Origin of the sequence: Pseudoalteromonas sp. APC 3250 (genome assembly GCF_030407915.1) — a bacterium.
GTDB lineage: Bacteria > Pseudomonadota > Gammaproteobacteria > Enterobacterales > Alteromonadaceae > Pseudoalteromonas > Pseudoalteromonas tetraodonis.
In genome coordinates this window covers 37,197-57,161 of the sequence record NZ_JASDCM010000011.1, presented here as the reverse complement: position 1 = coordinate 57,161, position 19,965 = coordinate 37,197, and the positions used below count along the sequence as shown (strand labels likewise).

Here is a 19,965-nt window from a genome sequence, read left to right as displayed (position 1 = left end):
TATCTAGGTAGAGACGTGATTCATCAACCTTTTAAGGTAATGCCTAATGGCACAAATATTTAAAGCAAAGAAAAAACCACTTCAACAGCAATCACTTGAACTTGATATAACGGCAATGGATCACCACGGACGTGGTATTGCTAAGCATAATAATAAAGTGTGTTTTGTCAGTGGGGCATTACCTGGTGAGCGAGTAAAAGCCAAGTTAGTTGATGATAAAGCACGTTACAGCCAAGCTGACACGCTTAAAATACTCAAAGCCAGTGAATATCGCACTACACCCATTTGTGAACACTACAGCCAATGCGGTGGTTGTCAGTTACAGCATTTAGATGCCACACAACAAGTCGTTGAAAAGCAAGCAGCAGTAAATCAATTATTTGCCAAATTTGCAAAATTAACCGATTTAAACTGGCAAACTCCGCTGCTAAGCCAAGCAACGCATTACCGACGTAGTGCCCGCATTGCCGTAATGTTCGACAAAGCAGCAAAAAAAATGCGGGTAGGCTATAGAGCACGTGGCTCTAAAAGTATTGTTAGCATTAATCATTGCCCAGTATTAAGTGACGTATTTGCAGAGGTATTTAACGTATTTGATAACATAATTAATCATAATAAGGCGCTGCACAGTATAAGTCATTTGCAGTTATGCGCTGCAGATGAGCAACACTTTATTGTTATTCGTCATACAAAAGCCATTTCGCCCACAGATAAAGCGTTTGTTGAGCAAAGTGTCTCGGCATATCATTGGCAATTAGTGTGGCAAAGTGATAGCGATACCATTGATCATGCCCATTTAGCGATGCCATTTTATAAGCTTGATCAGTTAGATATAAAATTTGAATTTGGACTAAATAACTTTATTCAGGTCAATGCGAGTGTAAATCAGGCAATGTTAATTCAAGCGGTGAGCTGGTTAGCATTACAAGGTGATGAAAATGTACTGGATTTATTTTGTGGTATTGGTAACTTCTCTTTAGTGTTAGCAAAGCAGGCTAAAACAGTAACAGGAATTGAAGGCGTTACTTCGGCGGTTGCATTAGCGACGCAAAATGCGCACACTAACTCTATTACAAATACTCAATTTCATTGTTTTGATTTAACCACGAGTATTAAAAAAGCGCCGTGGTTTAATAAAGAGTTAGATATTTTAGTACTCGACCCCTCTCGCACTGGTGCTATGGCAGTTTTAGAGCAGCTTCCATTAACGCAGTTTAAAGCGATTTTATATGTCTCTTGCGACCCTGTTACTTTAGCCCGTGACAGCGCTATTATTTCGCAAGCCGGCTTTGAACTTAATAAAATAGGGCTAATGAATATGTTCCCTCATACGGGGCATATCGAAACTATGGCGTTATTTCAACGGAGGTAAAGCGCATTATGGTAGCGACACGTCAATCTCATCAACATGACAAAGCGGGTGATTTTTTTTCACGCGTAGAATCTCTTGATTTGTCTCAGGAAAAAATTAGCTTACTCAATAAAGCGCAGCAACTTTGCCAAACTTGTGATAACAGCGAACGCCAAAATACCGCCATAGAGATGGTGGAGATTTTGGTTGAGCTAAATTTAGATGCTGACTCGTTAGCCACCGCCTATTTAACCCCTTATTATTTAAATGATGTAGTGAGCATTGACGCTGTCGAAGAGCATTTAGGAAATCATGTTGCGGTGTTATTAACGGGTGTGTCGCAAATGGCCACCATAAGTACGTTAGCTCATCAAGGCAATGGTACCGTGCAGGTCGATAATATTCGCCGTATGTTGCTTGCTATGGTGGAAGATGTGCGTGCCGTGGTGATTAAATTAGCCGAACAGGTGTGCCATTTACGCAACGTAAAAGACGCCGCTGAAGAAGAACGAGTGATTGCAGCCAAAGAGACTGCGGATATATTTGCACCGCTTGCTAATCGCCTTGGTATTGGCCAATTAAAGTGGGAGCTAGAGGATTTAGCTTTTCGCTATTTACACCCAGATATTTATAAAAATATAGCTAAACAACTTGATGATAAGCGCCTTGCCCGTGAAGCGTATATGGCTGATATGGTTGAGCAAGTAAAACAGCGCCTACATGAAGCGGGTATTAAAGCCGAGGTATACGGCAGGCCAAAACATATCTACAGCATTTATAAAAAAATGGCGAAAAAGAACTACGAGTTTGATCAGCTGTTTGACATACGCGCGATGCGAATTGTGGTTGAGCGCCTGCAAGATTGCTACGGTGCCCTAGGCATAGTGCACACTAATTGGCGCCATTTAAATAAAGAATTTGACGATTACGTTGCGACCCCAAAACAAAATGGCTATCAATCTATTCATACCGTAGTATTTGGCCCCGAAGGTAAAACTGTTGAGATTCAGATCCGAACGCACGACATGCATCAAGATGCAGAGCTGGGCGTTGCCGCACATTGGATGTACAAAGAAGGTGCGTTACCAGGGCGTGGTTCAGGCTATGAGCAAAAAATTAGCTGGTTGCGTAAGTTACTGCAATGGCAAGAAGAAGTGGTTGATGGCAGCGATTTAGCGCAAGAGCTTAAAAACCAAGTGGTTGAAGACCGCGTCTATGTGTTTACTCCACGTGGAGATATTTTTGACTTACCGCTAGGGGCAACGCCTCTTGATTTTGCTTACTACATTCACTCCAATGTAGGGCATCGGTGTATTGGTGCAAAAATATTTGGCAAAATAGTGCCGTTTACTCATCAATTAAGTACCGGCGATCAGGTTGAAATACTGACCCAAAAGCAGCCAAATCCAAGTCGTGATTGGCTAAATCCGTCGTTAGGTTACATTAAGTCTTCTCGCGCTAGAGCCAAAATCCACCATTGGTTTAAACAGCTCGACCGCGATAAAAATTTAAGCGCGGGTAAAGAAATCCTTGATAACGAATTACAAAAGTTAGAGTTAACTTACAAAGATTTAGACCCAGCGATAAAGCGTTTTAACTTTAGAGAGCTTGATGACTTAATGGTCGCCATTGGTGCAGGCGATATTCGCCTTAACCAAATGCTCAACTTTATTACCGATAGAACGGAGCACGAGCCGGTTATTCGCTTTAAATCGCCCAGTAAAGTGACTGGCGATAAAAACGGTATTGTGGTTGATGGAGTAGGCAGTTTAATGAGCCATGTTGCTCGCTGTTGCCGCCCTGTACCTGGGGATGAAATTATTGGGTATATTACCCAAGGCCGTGGCATTGCCGTGCATCGTGAGGATTGTGACTCGTTTAGTAATTTAAAAAACAAGCACCCAGAGCGCGTTATTTCAGTAAGTTGGTCAGATGATATTAGCAGCTCCTACGCGTTAACTATTCGTATTGAAGCCAGCGATCGGTCTGGTTTAATTCGTGATATTAGTTCTGCTTTGGCGAATGAAAAAGTCAATGTGCTCAATATGAATGTCAACACGGTTGATAGCACTCAAACGGCTATTTTTGTGATGCAAATAGAAGTGCATGACTTACAAGGCACAAATAAAGTGCTTTCTAAGTTACACCAGATAGAAGGGGTGCACAGTGCAAAACGAGGGCAGTAATCAGGCTAATAATGAGGCTATAAGCCAACTGCTGGAAATAATGCAAACACTGAGAAACCCTGAGGGCGGATGCCCTTGGGATCTCAAGCAAACGTTTGCGTCAATCGTGCCGCATACTCTTGAAGAAGCCTATGAAGTGGCTGATTGTATTGAAACGAATAATTTAAGCGATTTAAAAAATGAGTTAGGCGACTTACTTTTTCAAATCGTGTTTTATGCGCAACTAGCACAAGAGCAGCAATTATTTAATTTTAACGATGTAGTGGCACAGTTAAATGAAAAGTTGGTGCGTCGTCATCCGCATGTATTTTCAGCGCAAGACACACCTAAAACCGATGCCGAATTAGCTGCGCAGTGGCAAGCAATAAAAGCACAAGAGCGTGCGGCTAAACCCCAAGGCCAAAGCTCAGTACTTTGGCAAGATATACCAAACAGTTTACCTAGCTTAACAAAAGCTAAAAAAATTCAGCAACGGGTCGCTGCGTTAGGGTTTGATTGGCCGACTTATCACGGTGCTATTGATAAAGTGAGTGAAGAGGTTGAAGAAGTGAAAGAAGCCTTAGCTCATGACCCATACTCAGATCATACAGCAGAAGAGCTAGGTGATTTGCTGTTTGCTACTGTTAATGTAGCGCGCCATGTTAAACGCGACCCCGAACAACTGCTTCGCAGTGCCAACGATAAGTTTTCTGCACGGTTTGAAAAGGTACAAAACTACTTAATTGCACAGGGTAAATGTATTGATTCTGCGTCTTTAGAGGAAATGGATGCAGCATGGGATGCGATAAAAAACTAAATAAATAGGGACATAAAAAATGTTTGTTTTTTGTGCACAGATTTACCAATTTTAGCTGGATTGCTTAGCTATGTTTTGGTACAATTTCGCCCCGTCTTGTTTATATTCCAAAATCACTTGTTTGGGTATTATATTCCTTTTAATTCCTGATATTCTAGGGTTCGCATGAGTACAAAATTTATCTTCGTTACTGGCGGAGTTGTTTCTTCGTTGGGTAAAGGTATTGCAGCAGCATCGTTGGCCGCTATTTTAGAGGCCCGTGGCTTAGATGTTACCATTTTAAAGCTGGATCCTTACATCAACGTTGACCCAGGCACAATGAGCCCAATTCAACACGGTGAAGTATACGTTACCGAAGACGGCGCAGAAACGGACCTTGATTTAGGTCACTACGAACGTTTTATTCGCACCAAAATGACCAGCCGTAATAACTTTACGCAAGGGCGCGTATATGAAGATGTACTACGTCGTGAAAGACGTGGCGAATATCTTGGCGCAACAATTCAGGTTATTCCTCATATCACTAATGATATTAAGCAACGTGTTTATGATGGCGCAGAAGGCCATGATATAGCAATCGTTGAAATTGGTGGTACGGTAGGTGATATTGAGTCACAACCATTTATCGAAGCTATTCGTCAAATGGGCACAGAGATTGGTCGTGAACGTGCGCTATTTATTCACTTAACGCTAGTGCCATTCTTAGGCCCTGCCGGTGAAGTGAAAACAAAACCAACTCAGCACTCAGTTAAAGAGTTACGCTCAGTCGGTATTCAACCAGATATTCTTATTTGTCGCTCAGATCGTAAGCTGCCAAATAACGAGCGTGCAAAAATTGCATTGTTCACAAACGTTGAAGAAAAAGCCGTTATTTCACTGCCTGATGTAGACAGTATTTATAAAATCCCTGCGTTATTAAAGTCGCAAGAGTTAGACAACTTTGTATGTCGTCGTTTCCATTTAGACGCGCCTGAGGCTGATTTAGCTGAGTGGGAACAAGTATTGTATCAAGAGTCTAACCCAACGGGTGAAGTGACAATTGGTATGGTTGGTAAATACATTGAATTACCGGATGCATACAAATCAGTAAACGAAGCATTAAAACATGCGGGACTAAAAAATCGTTTAACTATTAATATTCAATACGTTGATTCACAAGACTTAGAAACTAAAGGAACGGATATTCTTTCTCGCTTAGATGCTATTTTAGTGCCAGGTGGTTTTGGTGGTCGTGGTGTTGAAGGTAAGATTTTAGCGGCTAAATATGCTCGTGAAAACAAAGTGCCTTACTTAGGTATTTGTTTAGGTATGCAGGTTGCGCTAATTGAATACGCACGAAATGTTGCCGGTTTAGTTGATGCAAACTCAACGGAATTTAATGCAAACTCAGAGGCTCCAGTGGTTGGTTTAATCACTGAGTGGCTAGACGCTGAGGGTAACGTAGAAGTACGTGATGAAAAGTCTGATTTAGGTGGCACAATGCGTTTAGGCGCACAAAAATGCCATTTAACGCCTGGCTCTAAAGTACACGAAGTGTATGGCAGCGACGAAATTGTTGAACGTCACCGTCACCGTTACGAAGTTAATAACAACTTCGTTGCACAGCTTGAACAAGCAGGTTTAAGCTTTACTGGTTTATCTGAAGATAAAAAGCTAGTAGAGATTATTGAAAATAAAGATCACCCTTGGTTTATTGCAGCGCAATTCCACCCGGAATTCACTTCAACGCCACGCGATGGTCATCCGCTATTTGAAGGGTTTGTAGCTGCGGCTCATACCTACCAAAAAGCGTCTTCGTAATTTAAAAAAGGCTGTGCATATTGCGCGGCCTTTTTTGTTTCTAAGGCTGGCCTAGGTTAGCCGTACTCACCATTTTGGGAATATAGAGGAATCAAGATGTCAGAAATCGTAAAAGTAATCGGTCGTGAAATTATGGACTCGCGTGGTAACCCAACTGTAGAAGCTGAGGTATATTTAGCTGATGGTTCATGGGGCCGTGCTGCTGCACCATCAGGTGCATCTACAGGAACTCGCGAAGCATTAGAATTACGTGATGGTGATAAAACTCGTTATTTAGGTAAAGGCGTATTAAAAGCGGTAGGTTTCATTAATAATGAAATTGCAGCGGCTTTAAAAGGTCAAAATGCACTTGCTCAAAGTGATGTAGACCAAGTAATGCTTGATTTAGATGGTACTGAAAATAAAGAAAAACTAGGTGCTAATGCTATTTTAGCGGTTTCACTTGCTAACGCAAAAGCGGCTGCACAATCTAAAAAAGTAGAGCTATACGAGCACATTGCTGACTTAAATGGCACGCCAGGTGTTTACTCTATGCCACTACCAATGATGAACATCATCAACGGCGGTGAGCACGCTGATAACTCAGTAGATATTCAAGAATTTATGGTTCAGCCAGTTGGTGCTGCTAATTTCCGTGAAGCATTGCGTATGGGTGCTGAAGTATTTCACAGCCTTGCAAAAGTGCTTAAAGCAGATGGTCATTCAACAGCTGTTGGTGACGAAGGCGGTTTTGCACCAAACCTTGCATCAAACGAAGCAGCACTTGCAGCAATTAAAGTGGCTGTTGCAAATGCCGGTTATGAGCTTGGTAAAGATATTACCCTTGCACTTGATTGTGCTGCCTCTGAGTTTTATGACAAAGAAGCAAATATCTACGACCTTAAAGGTGAAGGTAAAAAGTTTACCTCTGAAGAGTTTAACTACTTCTTAAAAGACTTAACTGAGCAATACCCAATTGTATCAATTGAAGATGGCTTAGATGAGTCTGATTGGGATGGCTTTGCTCATCAAACTAAACTAATGGGCGATAAAGTCCAATTAGTGGGTGATGACTTATTCGTAACCAATACTAAGATTTTAAAACGTGGTATCGACAATGGTATTGCTAACTCAATCTTAATTAAATTTAACCAAATTGGTTCACTAACAGAAACGTTAGCGGCAATTAAAATGGCGAAAGATGCTGGTTTTACAGTCGTTATTTCTCATCGCTCTGGTGAAACTGAAGATGCAACCATTGCTGATTTAGCGGTTGGTACAGCTGCAGGCCAGATCAAAACAGGTTCATTAAGCCGTTCAGACCGTGTTGCTAAGTACAACCAATTGCTTCGTATTGAAGAGCAATTAGGCGCTAAAGCACCGTACAATGGTTTAAAAGAAGTTAAAGGCCAGTAATTCTTTAATTTGTTTAAAATTATAAAAATCCTCGCTTATGCGGGGATTTTTAATCATAAATGCAAATATAACAGGTGGGTGGTTTATTGTTTGTAAATTTATTGTTACTTTAGGAGCGTATTAAAAATAACAATAAAATGATTATGAAAAATAACTATGTTACTCACCTCATAAATGCCAAATATCATGGCACGCTTCCTCCAAAACAAGAAATAGTGTCTTTTGCGCTAACAGCTCCTGAATTTGTTCACTATTGGTTATGTCATGCGGTTTCATCATCAACTTCTTCTCAGGAGCTAGCCATTGTTTTATGCTTAGCTAAGTATCATAAAATTGAAGCTCTTAAGGTTTTATCTCACTTTTGGCCAATCCGAACTGCTGATCCGCAAGTAACAATTAACTTTGAAAAACATATATCGGGCCTTCCTAAGACTATACAGCAGGGTATTGAAACCGATTTAATAGGGTTGTGGAGTAGCTTAATTATGCCATTGAATATTCAATCCTCTGAACAATCATTACCTGTGACAACATTAGAAACGCAACTAACGAATGAATTAGCGCAGGAGATTATAAAGCTTGCTAATAATAATTTAAATTTAGCTGGGGTGTATGCTGAAAACTCTACAAGACAAAAAGTTATAGACATCAGAGACAATGAGCAGCTTATAACACAATTACCAGTCGATAATATTTTAATAGCTATATTACAGCGCATCATATGTTCAGACGACTATGCTGACTTAGCATATGCTGAGCCTATGATTATTTATCGTTATACTCAAGGTCAGCAATACAAATGGCACTATGATTTTATTACACCTTCAAATGAAAATGCTAAAAAAGAACTTAATTTTTTTGGTCAAAGACGGCGAACACGTATTATAAATTTAAATGACGGATTTGAAGGTGGAGAAACCGCCTTTAAAGACTGGAATGTAAGTGTTAAAGCCAAGCAAGGACAAGTAATTAAATTTAATAATATGATTGGTAATCAGGTAGATAAAAACTCAGTACATAGTGGAAAACCCGTATTATTAGGTGAAAAGTGGATTTGTACCCTTTGGATGCGAGAAAAACCTTTTTGGTTACGCGAATCTATTTGGTGCAAAAATTAATACCGACAAATAATTACAACTGAAACTGCTGTTTTAATATCTCTTTTGTAAAACTGGTTTTCAAATAAAAGCCACGGGGCAGGGTTTGTATAATTTGCCCGTTGGGGCCTATGGCATCGGTAACTACTTTGCTATTAGCTGCTTTTGGCCGTATTTGCATGGCGTCGCCTAAATGCCCTGATATTTCATCTACCCGACCAAGCGCTATAAGCTCCATTTGCTCTTCCCAGTCACGCTGTAATTGCGCATCTTGCGCGGGGGAGGGTTGCCACAAAAAGCCACTGCCTATGGTTCTATCAAACGGAGCAATATCGCGCTCACTTAAAATAGGTAGCCATAAAACATGATTCAACTTTTTACGTACGCTACTTGTGTGCCAGGTCATGCCAGTTACATTCATTAGTGGGGTAACCGACACAAAGGTAGTTTCTAGCGGTTTGCCTTTATATGAAATGGGCAAGGTTTTGAGCTCTATGCCTAAATCCTCAAAGTCGGGTAGCGGTTTTGACCCAGCACTTGCGCCTAATACATACTCAATCAGTTGACCTGTCCAGCCTTTTTCACGCAATAAATCATCTGGCGTTTTAAAGTGGTACTGCTGTGCAAGTTGTCCTAGTGTGAGTCCTGCAATAGCATCGACACGTTGCATTAATTGATTGATTGAATGAGGTTTTAAAGGTTGCATACTGTTTATTTTAGTTGAATAAATACCAACGCCATGATAGCAAATTAGTGTGTTAGTGGATATCTTTAGCGGTTGGTTGAATTTTGTTCGTGCCGTGTGTGGTGCAATTTTATGCACTGTTTTAAAACGCCAAGCTTAACTAAGTAACTGAACTGCATTGTTTTTTTTGTTTTTAGTGTTCAGTTTTAATTAAGGTCTATAAATGTTGTAAGGATAAATACAGATGTATAAACATGTTTATCCACAGATTCTGTGGAGAACATCACCTTTTAGATCTTGTATTGTGGATTTGTTTGCTAAATGAGCGTGTTTTACAAAAGTTATGCACAAGCTGTGAGTAACCAGCACAAACAGTGTGGTTTTTATGTATTTATCATGGCAGTGTTGTTTGTTATTAACATGCAATGGATTTCGCTATTAATTTGCCTTAACCGAGGACGTTAACGGGGCTTGTACGTAATAGTATTTGCCGTATTGCAGCTAATGTGGAACAATCATAAAAAATCGACTTACAAATGAGGCACTAAGGTGATTGATGCCGAAGGTTTTCGTGCCAATGTCGGAATTGTAATTTGCAATAATCAGGGGCAAGTGTTTTGGGCCAGACGCTATGGTCAACATTCTTGGCAATTTCCCCAAGGCGGTGTTGATGATGGTGAAACACCAGAACAAACTATGTACCGTGAATTACACGAAGAAGTAGGTTTGCGACCAGAAGATGTAGAAATAGTTGCAAGCTCAAAACATTGGTTACGCTATAAATTACCCAAACGATTAATCCGCCGCGACTCAAGTCCGGTGTGTATTGGGCAAAAACAAAAATGGTTTTTACTGAAGTTACGCTGTAAAGATGAAGATGTAAACTTACTAAAAACGCACCATCCTGAATTTGATGATTGGCGGTGGGTGAGTTATTGGTATCCGGTAAGGCAAGTAGTATCGTTTAAACGGGATGTTTATCGACGTGTTATGAAAGAGTTTGCTCCTTTTGCTATGCCCTTCAATAAGCGAGAGCAACAAAAAGACAATTGGCGAAGCAAAAGGTAGTTTTACATAAAAAGGAGCAGTGTATGCTGGCAACACTCAGATCGATAGCTGAGTCTGTTTCGCAACAAGCGAATTTAGACGATGCGTTAGTGTGCTTTGTGAAAATGGTAAAAGATGCCATGAATACCCAGTGCTGCTCCATTTATTTTGCCGATTACAGTCAAGATAACTTTGTACTAATGGCCAGCGAAGGGTTAAACCCCGATGCGGTGGGTAAATTTAGAATTGGCTTTACTGAAGGACTTGTTGGGCTAGTTGCTCAGCGCGAAGAGGCGATTAACATTGCGTTTGCTAAATCGCATCCTCGCTTTAAACTCTCCCCAGAAGTGAACGAAGAAGGCTACAACGCTTTTTTGTCTGTGCCTGTTGTTCATCAAAAAAAGGTATTAGGCGTTATTGTTGTGCAACAGAAAATGGCTCGAGTATTTTCTCAAGATGAAGAGTCGTTTTTAATTACGCTCTCAGCGCAGTTAGCTTCACAGCTTGCACATGCCGAAATAAAAGAAGTATTGCGCCAAGATGAGTCGTCTCATCAAACATCGGTTTTAAAAGGGGTGTCTAGTGCGCCAGGCATTAGTATTGGTAAAGCCTTTGTTGTTATTCCTAAACTTAATTTTAAGTCCATAGAGCTTACTAAAAATAGTGATGTGAATGAACAACGCCGTTTATTCACGCAAGCGGTTGCTGCAACGCGCAAAGAATTTAGCACTTTATCGATGACATTAAGCGATACCATACCGCAAGAGGCGTTGGCGGTGTTTGATGTGTATCAGCAATTATTGGATGCTAAAAGCTTAGGTCATAATGTAGAGGCACAATTACAAGAAGGTTGGTGTGCAAAAAGTGCATTAAAAATTGTGATTGAACGTTTAGTTGCACAGTTTAATGAAATGCAAGACCCTTATATTAAAGAGCGTGCGGTTGATGTTAAAGACATTGGCTTACGGGTGCTTCATCACTTAGTGAACACTGAGCATGCAATAAAAGACTACCCTGAAAACACAATCCTCATCGCTCACACATTAACTCCTGCGATGTTAGCCGAAGTGCCAAATGAGCGTTTAGCAGGTGTGGTAAGCATTAATGGTTCAGCTAATAGCCATGCCTCTATTTTAACGCGAGCAATGGGGGTGCCTGCAATTTGGGGTATTGAAGATTTACCGTTACTGCAGTTTGATAACAAAGAAATGATTTTAGATGCTTTTGCTGGGCGTTTATATATTTCGCCTTCGCAAATGCTTATTGATGAGTATACCGAGTTACAACATCAAGATAACTTACTCAACAATCGTTTTTTAGAAGAGCAATCACTGCCTGCAATTACCTTGGACGGGGAGCATATTAGTTTATTGCTCAACGCAGGGCTTGAACTTAATACGCAACAAAATAGTGCCCATATTTGTGATGGTGTTGGTCTTTACAGAACCGAAGCGTGGTTTATGCAAAAAGGGCAGTTTCCATCGCAACAAGAACAAGAAAAATGGTATCGCGAAGTACTCAGTAGCTATTATCCTAACCCCGTAGTTATGCGAACGTTAGATATTGGTGGCGACAAAGTTTTAGATTATTTTAATATTACCGAAGAAAACCCGTTTTTAGGATGGCGTGGTATTAGAATTAGCCTAGATCATCCTGAGCTTTTTTTAGATCAGCTCAAAGCCATGCTCAAAGCGAATATTGGCTTAGGTAATTTAAAAATAATGCTGCCTATGATCAGTGGCACTGATGAAGTTGAAGAGTCGCTGGCATTGTATAACCAAGCCTATTATGAGTTAAGCGAAACATTTCCTGAGCAATTAATAGAAAAGCCAGATATTGGCATTATGCTTGAGGTACCTTCAAGTGTATTTATGCTGCCAGAGTGGTCTAGAAAAGTCGATTTTTGCTCAGTGGGTAGTAACGATTTAACTCAGTATTTATTAGCGGTAGATAGAGCAAATGCCCGTGTGGCCGATTTATTCAATCCTTATCATCCAGCTGTGTTACGTGTATTAAATAATATTGCCAGCGAATGTGAGCACTATGAATTGCCCTTTAGTTTATGTGGTGAGCTTGGCGGCGATCCCGAGGGAGCAATATTACTCATTGCCATGGGCTATAGACGTTTAAGTATGAACTTATCGTCGTTAAATAAAGTGAAATGGGTGCTTAGGCGCTTAAATGTTAGTGACATGGAACAATTACTGAGCGAGTGTTTAGCACAGCCCAATGCTAAACAAGTGTTGCGTTTAACCCGTAATTTTATGATAGAGCATCAGCTAGGTAATTTATTTTATACACCTAAATGATAGAGCTGTTATTGTTTATATAATCAATTAAAATATACATATTCTTAAATGTATTAGAGATAACTATGTATGAACTAGGACTTCTAGTTGCAAGTTGTGCGTTATTAGGTTGCATTGTTGGTTTTTTAGCAGGACTTCTAGGCATAGGCGGTGGTTTAATCATTGTGCCGGTGCTAACGAGCTTGTTACTGGGTTTTAATGTGGCCGCTGCCGATCATGTATTGGTTATCGCTATTGCGACATCTTTAGCCTCTATTTTATTTACCTCGACTTCTTCAGCGTTAGCTCATCATAAAAATGATAATGTGCCTTGGAAAATTGCCCCTTGGGTAATGTCGGGTGTGGCCATTGGCGCCTTGATTAGCGGCTTTGCTGCCAGCTTTATACCTGAGAAAATGTTACGAACCGTGTTTGCGGTGAGTGTGGTTTTTATTGCTATGAGAATGGTGCTTTCTGCCCGTAATAAAGTGAGCGTAGGTCACCCGATGCCTGCAGGCCCCGTGCTAGGAAGTATTAGTGCGATAATGGGGGCACTATCTGGGTTGATTGGGATTGGCGGTGGCGCACTACTTGTGCCTATGTTGCACTATTTTTCGGTTGATATTAAAAAGGCAATTGGTTGCGCTGCTGCATGTGGTATTGTAATTGCCTTTTTTGGCTCTATTGGTTATGTCAGCGCCGGTTGGCAAGTAACTGACTTAGCGCATGGTTTTATGGGATTTGTTTATTTACCTGCATTGTTAGGGATTGTTGTTACCTCATGGTTTATAGCGCCAATAGGCGCCAAAGCAACGCATTACTTACCTGTGAATACAATTAAGAAAGTTTTCGCGATGTTACTTGTTATCATCGCTATTAAAATGGTTTTTAGCTAAAGGTTTATTTTTATGGCACTGGAGTTTCCTCAAATTGATCCAATAATTTTTTCTATTGGGCCACTTAGCGTTCGTTGGTATGGATTAATGTACTTAATTGGTTTTGCGTTTGCGATGTGGTTTGCTAATCGTCAAGCTAATAAGTCCGGTTCAGGTTGGACTAAAGACGAAGTCAGCGATTTACTCTTTTACGGCATGCTGGGCGTTATATTAGGTGGGCGTATTGGTTATGTTCTGTTTTATCAATTTAGCTATTTTATCGAAAACCCCTTATATTTGTTTAGAATAGACCAAGGTGGCATGTCGTTTCATGGTGGAACACTGGGGGTGATCACTGCAATTGCTATTTTTGCTTACAAGCGTAAAAAATCGTTATTACAAGTCGGTGATTTTGTAGCACCTTTAGTGCCTGTTGGTTTACTGGCTGGGCGTATAGGTAACTTTATTAACGGCGAATTATGGGGGCGTACCACTGATGTTCCGTGGGCAATGGTGTTTCCAACCGGAGGCCCGCTTGCACGCCACCCTTCACAACTTTACGAAGCTTTTTTTGAAGGGCTTGTATTGTTTGTCATATTATTGTGGTTTATTAAGCGTCCACGTCCTGCGGGAAGTGTGTCGGGTTTGTTTTTACTGGGTTACGGCGTATTTAGATTTTGTATTGAATATTTTCGCCAACCAGATGCGCAATTGGGGCTATTTGCTGATTTCATTTCTATGGGGCAAATTCTATCGTTACCAATGATAATTGGCGGGTTAGGCTTACTTATTTGGGCCTATAAACAACCACTATCAAAAACAGCGGCAAAAGCTTAAAAGAAGAAGTTAGATGAAACAATATTTAGAATTATGTCAGCGCATTGTTGACCAAGGACAATGGATTGAAAACAAGCGTACCGGTACACGTTGTTTAACGGTTATAAACGCTGATTTAGAATACGATGTGGCTAATAATCAGTTCCCAATGATCACTACGCGAAAAAGCTATTACAAAGCGGCTATTGCTGAATTATTAGGTTATTTAAGAGGCTATGACAGTGCTGAGCAGTTTCGCAATATAGGTTGTAAAACCTGGGATGCTAACGCCAATGAAAATAGTGCCTGGCTCAATAATCCTAATCGTAAAGGTGAGGATGATATGGGGCGCGTTTATGGCGTGCAAGGACGAGGCTGGCAACGCCCTGATGGTTCAACACTGGATCAACTTGCAAAGGTCATCAATAATTTAAAAAATGGCATTGATGATCGCGGCGAAATTATTACCTTTTACAACCCAGGTGAGTTTGAGCTTGGCTGCTTGCGCCCATGCATGCATACGCATACCTTTTCATTACTAGGCGATACCCTGTATTTAACTTCGTACCAACGAAGTTGTGATGTACCGTTAGGGCTAAACTTTAATCAAATTCAATGTTTTGTTTTATTGGCACTGGTTGCACAAATTACTGGCCACAAAGCAGGTAAGGCATATCATAAAATCACCAATGCCCACATTTACGAAAATCAGCTAGATTTAATGCGAGACGTGCAATTAAAGCGCGAGCCATTTGCTTCTCCTCAATTAAAAATTAACCCAGAGATTAAGTCGCTCGAAGATATAGAAACATGGGTAACACGTGATGATTTTGAGGTGGTTGGTTATCAATGCCACGAGGCTATTCAATACCCATTTTCAGTTTAAAAAATAAGGAGAGCATAATGAAAGCAGTGATCCCCGTAGCCGGCCTTGGAACACGTATGTTACCGGCAACTAAAGCAATTCCAAAAGAAATGCTGCCCGTTGTAGACCGTCCACTCATTCAATACGTTGTTAGCGAAGCGGTTGCCGCTGGTATTAAAGAGATAGTGCTAGTAACGCATTCGAGTAAAAACTCGATTGAAAACCATTTTGATACCAGCTTTGAACTAGAGGCAACATTAGAGAAACGTGTAAAGCGGCAATTACTTGCCGAAATACAGTCTATTTGCCCTAAAGATGTGACCATTATTCATGTACGTCAAGGTGAAGCAAAAGGCCTAGGCCATGCTATTAACTGTGCCGCCCCTATTATTGGCAATGAACCTTTTGTGGTTATTTTACCCGACGTTATTATTGATGATGTAGAAAGTGACCTAACAAAAGACAACTTAGCTGAAATGATTACTCGCTTTGAGCAAACTAAACACAGTCAAATTATGGTTGAGCCAGTCCCTAAAGATGACGTAGATAAATTTGGTGTTGTGGATTTAGGTGATGTTGAGTTAAACCAAGGTGAAAGCTCACCCATTCAAAGCATGGTAGAAAAACCACCCGTTGACGAGGCACCTTCAAACCTTGCTGTGGTTGGTCGTTACGTGTTGAGTAAAAATATTTGGCCATTACTGGCTAAAACCCCTCAAGGTGCTGGTGATGAAATTCAGCTAACAGATGCAATAGCCATGCTTATGCAAGATGAAAAAGTAGATGCCTACGCAATGAAAGGCCGAAGCCATGATTGTGGCAGTAAAATTGGTTATTTAAAAGCAACCATTGAATTTGCTCTTCGTCGTGATGAATTCGCCGGTGAGCTTAAAACGTTTATTAAAACGTTAATTTAAATAAACTTATCATTATTAGAAGCGCCTATATGGCGCTTTTTTTGATTGTAAAATAGCTTTTTTAGTATTTTAAATTATCACTATTTTTGCAGTTATACAGACATATTTAACATTGTGTTGTAATCTTTATGTTAACCCAAGTTGTTTTGTTGTTAACGTGCTTTGTTGATTCAATTGAAAATTGACTTGATTGAGCGGTCTAAACTATTGAAAGAGAAACAATCAATGTGTGAATACAGCAAAAAGTATCACCGATATCTGTTAGTCGTATTACTGTTGTTATTAAGTACTGGTTGTACGATATCGCCTGATAAAACATCATTAAATGAAGAAGTTAAAGACTCACCTGAATATGTAACCATCACAGCGCTCGAGCTTGCTCAACTAAAAGATGCCGCCTTGCAATGGCAGCAAGCGCGCTCTGGCATAGAGCGGCTATTAAAGTTAGAACGTGAGCTCACATATTTAGTTGATCACCTAGATATTATTAACAGTAAAGCAATAGCGCAATCTAATCAGGCTGTTAGCAATCGTTATGCTCGCTCAGTAATAAACACAAAGGCGCCGCCAAATCTTAGATATGGTAATAATTACGCAAGCACCTCAGATAAAGTTGAACGACCAAGGCAAAGGTATAGTAATCGCTACGCAAAATCCTCTAAAGGGGACGCTCCATACAATCAGCGACACAGTAGTCGCTATGCTAGCGTGCCTACAAAAATGATTACAGCCCCTTCAAAAAGCTACAGTAAGCGCGCTGTTAGTTTGCCTGCGAAAGCAACGAACTCAATCGTGAAGAAAAAAGTATTCCCTCAAACATCGAAGCTAACAAAAGTGGCAATGGTTGATACCAACAAAAAAGTATTTGCATTGCAGGTTGCGTCACTCGATTCACAAGAGAGTGTTGCCAAAGAATGGAAGCAAATTAACAAAAAAGCAGCGCCTTTGTTTAAGGACAAAATCACGACAAATATTGAAAAAGCAAAGGTTAATAACAAAACCTATTATCGACTAAAATTAGGTGAGTATTTTAACTTTAAAAGTGCAGAGGATGATTGCGAGGTATTTAAATTTTATAAAGTTGACTGTTTTGTGAGTAACTACACTGACGGACCAATCAGGTTATAAAACAATATTACTTGGCGCTTTTATTGCATAATAGCTGTAGATAGCTAGTCTTTTGTAATGGGTGCCTAAAGTGAAACTTTATTTAATAACATTATTAATACCATTTGCATTAGCTGGTTGCAGCAACCAGCTAATGCCTTCAGATTCACAAAGCGATAAGCTTGTACGTGAAAAAGATATAAAACCTTACCTAGAGCAATGGGATAACAACAAAGAGCAAATAGCGCGCTTAAGCACCATGGAAGAAGACTTATCGTTATTGATTCAAGCGCTTTCTGCACAAACAGATATTGATACCGTACCAGAGCCGATGAAAGAGAAAGTTAAACGTGTTGAGTATGGCTCTAAGCAATCGTTACAACACTCATCAGAAACCGCTTTAGCTGATAACACTACCAGTACAAACAAAGCAATGTACGGTGTGCAAATTGGACGTTATTTAATTTCTAACGGAGCCAAAAGGCAAGTGGAGCGACTAAAAGAGCAATACCCTCAATTAAACAGTATTTTGCAATACCGTATTAATGAGCAAAAAAAAGAATCAACTATCTTTTATAGTGTTGTAGCAGGCCCGCTAAAAAATCAACAACAGGCGGCGCAGTTGTGTTTGTTTTTTTATAAGATGGGTAATAAATGTACCTTAGCGGCATTTTCAGAGGATGTTTAAGGTTTTTTTCGCTTATTTTTGCATCCTGTTATTATAAATCAAAATAAAGTAAATATTTTTTAACTTTTTAGTGATTTTGGCCGATACTTAAATTAACCTGAACAAAAGGTTAATAACATATATCTAAGGGAAAACTATGAACAAAATATTTACTAAAGCAGCATTGGCTGCGTCAATGGCTGCTCTTTCTTTTGGTGTAATAGCGGAAACTGCGACATTTAACGCAGGTGTAACTGTTCAAAACGCATTTACTTTTCAAAGTACTGCAGATTTAGATTTTGGTACTATTCGTGCTACAGCAGATACAGCTGCAACAGATACGGCGACTCTTGTTCTTGCAGCTAATCCTGCAACATCATCGATAACAGCAGCTTCAGGTGCGGGCGCAGAAATTGCAGTACTTGCAGCAGGTACGCCAGCTTCTTTTTCAGTGTCTGGGGTTTCTCCTTTTGCAACGCTTACAATTGATGCGACAGGTGTATCGGGTGCTATTTCTCCAGTAACTGCTCCTGCAGGCACTGCAGGCTTTACACTTGGTACTCCTACTTACTACGTATTAACTGGCGCAAACCCAAATAGTGCAGCAACAACAACTATCCAAGTTGACTCTACAGGCGCTGCTACATTTAATATGGGTGCGACATTAACTACAGATGCAACAACGCCTTCAAGTGATTACATTGATGGCGATTACAGTGGTACATTCACATTAATATTAGATTATTAATAGTATTTGCCTGCCTTAATGGCAGGCGCTTTGTGCTAAAACTTATTTTACTACTAAGTGTTTTTTTTAGCGCTAAAGTACTTGCTCAGGTGACCGTTCTTGAACCTCTAAACTTTGGTACGATTGTTGTCGTAAAAAATACACCTAGTAGCTCAATCACTCTTTTACCAAGTGGAACCAGTTCGACAACCAACATACATTTAATGCACAGTGGAAATCCTGCAGAATTGCTTTTTGAGGGATACGGGGCACGAGTACAATTAAACATAAGTGATACAGGTGTATATCCATCCCTTAGCAGAGTGAATGGTGGAAACGCTTTTATACTTAACAATGTCATTTATGCTTCTTCAGTAACAACAAACGCATATGGTATGGGGGTTTTAAAGGTTGGCGGGCAGTTAAGCACCAGTGGCAACGGGCAACCATATATAGACGATAACTACAGCACCACAATTGAATTAACAATTTCGTATTAAGAGCAATCTCAAAATGAATTTATATAAACTTTTTTTAATACTTGCATGTGCCAGTCAACTATTTATAGGCTTTAATAGCCAAGCCAATTTACTTATCTCTCCAACTCGTATTTCTTTTGATGAGCGCCAACGCGTTGCAAAAGTGATTGTAATAAACAATGGCGATGAATATCAGACATACCGTTTAGAATGGCAGGAAAAAACAGCAAAGCCAGAAGGTGGATATATTACCTTAACTGATAGGCAGATACTTCCTTCATCATTAAGCAATATGGTACGTATGAGCCCATCACAGGTACGCCTAGCTCCAGGTGAGCGTCAAATAGTAAAGCTTGCACTTAGAAAACCAAAAGGTTTGGACGATAAAGAGTATCGTTCGCATTTATTATTTAAGGCCCTACCCAATGAAACTAAAAGCAATAAACAAGGAATGGGTATCACAATTAATATGATTTTGAGTTATTCCATACCAATTATATTACGCCAAGGGGCTAAAATACCTGAAGTAGATATTGAATCTGTTGAAGTAATAAAAAATCAAAAAAATAACGCATTACTTGTCTCGCTTGCGAGAGCAGGAAACTATAGTACTTTTGGTAAAGTTGAAGCTTTTTACCAAGCAAGTAATAGTAGTGAAGAAATGAAAGTGTCTATGATTAACGACTATAGTATTTACGCTGAAGTGCCATTGGCTAGATTGACGTTAAATCTATTTGAAAAAAATGCGATTAAAGGTTCTGGTAAGTTGCGTATTGTATATTCAGGTTTAAAAGAATATCAAGGTATCAAATTTGCCGAGAAAGTGGTTAATATTAATGCAAGCTCAGTAGGGTTATTAAACTGATT

At 39.9% G+C, this 19,965-nt stretch carries 18 protein-coding genes; 17 read left to right on the top strand and 1 reads right to left on the bottom strand.

What is annotated here, in order from left to right; all coding sequences use genetic code 11:
- Positions 1-46: 46 nt before the first annotated feature.
- The 6 genes from rlmD (at position 47) to QL986_RS12355 (ending at position 8,646) form a co-directional block, all read left to right on the top strand.
- Complete coding sequence (gene rlmD / locus QL986_RS12380) at positions 47-1,372, top strand: 23S rRNA (uracil(1939)-C(5))-methyltransferase RlmD (protein WP_036953603.1); 1,326 nt, start codon at positions 47-49, stop codon at positions 1,370-1,372.
- Positions 1,373-1,380: 8 nt separating this feature from the next.
- Positions 1,381-3,537, top strand: coding sequence for a GTP diphosphokinase (gene relA / locus QL986_RS12375; RefSeq protein WP_013465627.1), 2,157 nt, complete (start codon positions 1,381-1,383; stop codon positions 3,535-3,537).
- Positions 3,518-4,333: a nucleoside triphosphate pyrophosphohydrolase gene (mazG, locus tag QL986_RS12370; protein WP_290191591.1), complete on the top strand. Its 816-nt coding sequence runs from the start codon at positions 3,518-3,520 to the stop codon at positions 4,331-4,333. Before relA ends, mazG begins: the two co-directional genes overlap by 20 nt.
- A 165-nt stretch (positions 4,334-4,498) precedes the next feature.
- Positions 4,499-6,133 carry a CTP synthase gene (locus tag QL986_RS12365; RefSeq protein WP_013465625.1) on the top strand — a complete coding sequence of 545 codons (1,635 nt, stop codon included), beginning with the start codon at positions 4,499-4,501 and terminating at the stop codon, positions 6,131-6,133.
- A 96-nt stretch (positions 6,134-6,229) separates the two neighbouring features.
- Positions 6,230-7,528 carry a phosphopyruvate hydratase gene (gene eno, locus QL986_RS12360; RefSeq protein WP_013465624.1) on the top strand — a complete coding sequence of 433 codons (1,299 nt, stop codon included), beginning with the start codon at positions 6,230-6,232 and terminating at the stop codon, positions 7,526-7,528.
- A 143-nt stretch (positions 7,529-7,671) separates the two neighbouring features.
- Positions 7,672-8,646: a 2OG-Fe(II) oxygenase gene (locus QL986_RS12355; protein WP_013465623.1), complete on the top strand. Its 975-nt coding sequence runs from the start codon at positions 7,672-7,674 to the stop codon at positions 8,644-8,646.
- 13 nt (positions 8,647-8,659) lie between these two features.
- Here QL986_RS12355 and mutH read toward each other — a convergent pair whose 3' ends face one another.
- Complete coding sequence (mutH, locus tag QL986_RS12350; RefSeq protein WP_013465622.1) at positions 8,660-9,331, bottom strand: DNA mismatch repair endonuclease MutH; 672 nt, start codon at positions 9,329-9,331, stop codon at positions 8,660-8,662.
- A 528-nt stretch (positions 9,332-9,859) separates the two neighbouring features.
- On the opposite strand from mutH, the gene rppH reads away from it, so the two are divergent.
- From rppH to QL986_RS12295, 11 genes are all read left to right on the top strand, one after another.
- The gene (gene rppH / locus QL986_RS12345; RefSeq protein WP_013465620.1) at positions 9,860-10,378 is read left to right on the top strand and encodes an RNA pyrophosphohydrolase; all 519 of its coding nucleotides are present in this window, start codon (positions 9,860-9,862) and stop codon (positions 10,376-10,378) included.
- Positions 10,379-10,401: 23 nt separating this feature from the next.
- On the top strand, positions 10,402-12,666 hold the full coding sequence (ptsP, locus tag QL986_RS12340) for a phosphoenolpyruvate--protein phosphotransferase (protein WP_013465619.1): 2,265 nt from the start codon (positions 10,402-10,404) through the stop codon (positions 12,664-12,666).
- A 65-nt stretch (positions 12,667-12,731) separates the two neighbouring features.
- Positions 12,732-13,541: a sulfite exporter TauE/SafE family protein gene (locus tag QL986_RS12335; protein WP_013465618.1), complete on the top strand. Its 810-nt coding sequence runs from the start codon at positions 12,732-12,734 to the stop codon at positions 13,539-13,541.
- A 12-nt stretch (positions 13,542-13,553) separates the two neighbouring features.
- Complete coding sequence (lgt, locus tag QL986_RS12330; RefSeq protein WP_013465617.1) at positions 13,554-14,357, top strand: prolipoprotein diacylglyceryl transferase; 804 nt, start codon at positions 13,554-13,556, stop codon at positions 14,355-14,357.
- A 13-nt stretch (positions 14,358-14,370) separates the two neighbouring features.
- Positions 14,371-15,222 (top strand): thymidylate synthase, encoded by an 852-nt coding sequence (locus QL986_RS12325; protein ID WP_013465616.1) that lies wholly within the window; start codon positions 14,371-14,373, stop codon positions 15,220-15,222.
- Between the two features lie 17 nt (positions 15,223-15,239).
- A complete protein-coding gene (gene galU / locus QL986_RS12320; protein WP_013465615.1) occupies positions 15,240-16,118 on the top strand; it encodes a UTP--glucose-1-phosphate uridylyltransferase GalU in 879 nt (292 codons plus the stop codon).
- Between the two features lie 225 nt (positions 16,119-16,343).
- Positions 16,344-17,246 (top strand): SPOR domain-containing protein, encoded by a 903-nt coding sequence (locus QL986_RS12315; RefSeq protein WP_024602669.1) that lies wholly within the window; start codon positions 16,344-16,346, stop codon positions 17,244-17,246.
- Positions 17,247-17,316: 70 nt separating this feature from the next.
- A complete protein-coding gene (locus tag QL986_RS12310) occupies positions 17,317-17,913 on the top strand; it encodes an SPOR domain-containing protein (protein ID WP_024602668.1) in 597 nt (198 codons plus the stop codon).
- A gap of 136 nt (positions 17,914-18,049) precedes the next feature.
- Complete coding sequence (locus QL986_RS12305; protein ID WP_024602667.1) at positions 18,050-18,640, top strand: DUF4402 domain-containing protein; 591 nt, start codon at positions 18,050-18,052, stop codon at positions 18,638-18,640.
- 32 nt (positions 18,641-18,672) lie between these two features.
- Positions 18,673-19,119, top strand: a complete 447-nt coding sequence (locus tag QL986_RS12300) for a DUF4402 domain-containing protein (RefSeq protein ID WP_024602666.1) — start codon at positions 18,673-18,675, stop codon at positions 19,117-19,119.
- A 13-nt stretch (positions 19,120-19,132) separates the two neighbouring features.
- Positions 19,133-19,963 (top strand): fimbria/pilus periplasmic chaperone, encoded by an 831-nt coding sequence (locus QL986_RS12295; protein WP_024602665.1) that lies wholly within the window; start codon positions 19,133-19,135, stop codon positions 19,961-19,963.
- Positions 19,964-19,965 lie beyond the last annotated feature (2 nt).

Bases quoted from the DNA above. Each gene is read 5' to 3' on its own strand.
- rlmD (WP_036953603.1), top strand. From the start codon at position 47: ATGGCACAAATATTTAAAGCAAAGAAAAAACCACTTCAACAGCAATCA.
- relA (WP_013465627.1), top strand. From the start codon at position 1,381: ATGGTAGCGACACGTCAATCTCATCAACATGACAAAGCGGGTGATTTT.
- QL986_RS12365 (WP_013465625.1), top strand. From the start codon at position 4,499: ATGAGTACAAAATTTATCTTCGTTACTGGCGGAGTTGTTTCTTCGTTG.
- eno (WP_013465624.1), top strand. From the start codon at position 6,230: ATGTCAGAAATCGTAAAAGTAATCGGTCGTGAAATTATGGACTCGCGT.
- QL986_RS12355 (WP_013465623.1), top strand. From the start codon at position 7,672: ATGAAAAATAACTATGTTACTCACCTCATAAATGCCAAATATCATGGC.
- mutH (WP_013465622.1), bottom strand. From the start codon at position 9,331: ATGCAACCTTTAAAACCTCATTCAATCAATCAATTAATGCAACGTGTC.
- ptsP (WP_013465619.1), top strand. From the start codon at position 10,402: ATGCTGGCAACACTCAGATCGATAGCTGAGTCTGTTTCGCAACAAGCG.
- QL986_RS12335 (WP_013465618.1), top strand. From the start codon at position 12,732: ATGTATGAACTAGGACTTCTAGTTGCAAGTTGTGCGTTATTAGGTTGC.
- lgt (WP_013465617.1), top strand. From the start codon at position 13,554: ATGGCACTGGAGTTTCCTCAAATTGATCCAATAATTTTTTCTATTGGG.
- QL986_RS12325 (WP_013465616.1), top strand. From the start codon at position 14,371: ATGAAACAATATTTAGAATTATGTCAGCGCATTGTTGACCAAGGACAA.
- galU (WP_013465615.1), top strand. From the start codon at position 15,240: ATGAAAGCAGTGATCCCCGTAGCCGGCCTTGGAACACGTATGTTACCG.
- QL986_RS12315 (WP_024602669.1), top strand. From the start codon at position 16,344: ATGTGTGAATACAGCAAAAAGTATCACCGATATCTGTTAGTCGTATTA.
- QL986_RS12305 (WP_024602667.1), top strand. From the start codon at position 18,050: ATGAACAAAATATTTACTAAAGCAGCATTGGCTGCGTCAATGGCTGCT.
- QL986_RS12295 (WP_024602665.1), top strand. From the start codon at position 19,133: ATGAATTTATATAAACTTTTTTTAATACTTGCATGTGCCAGTCAACTA.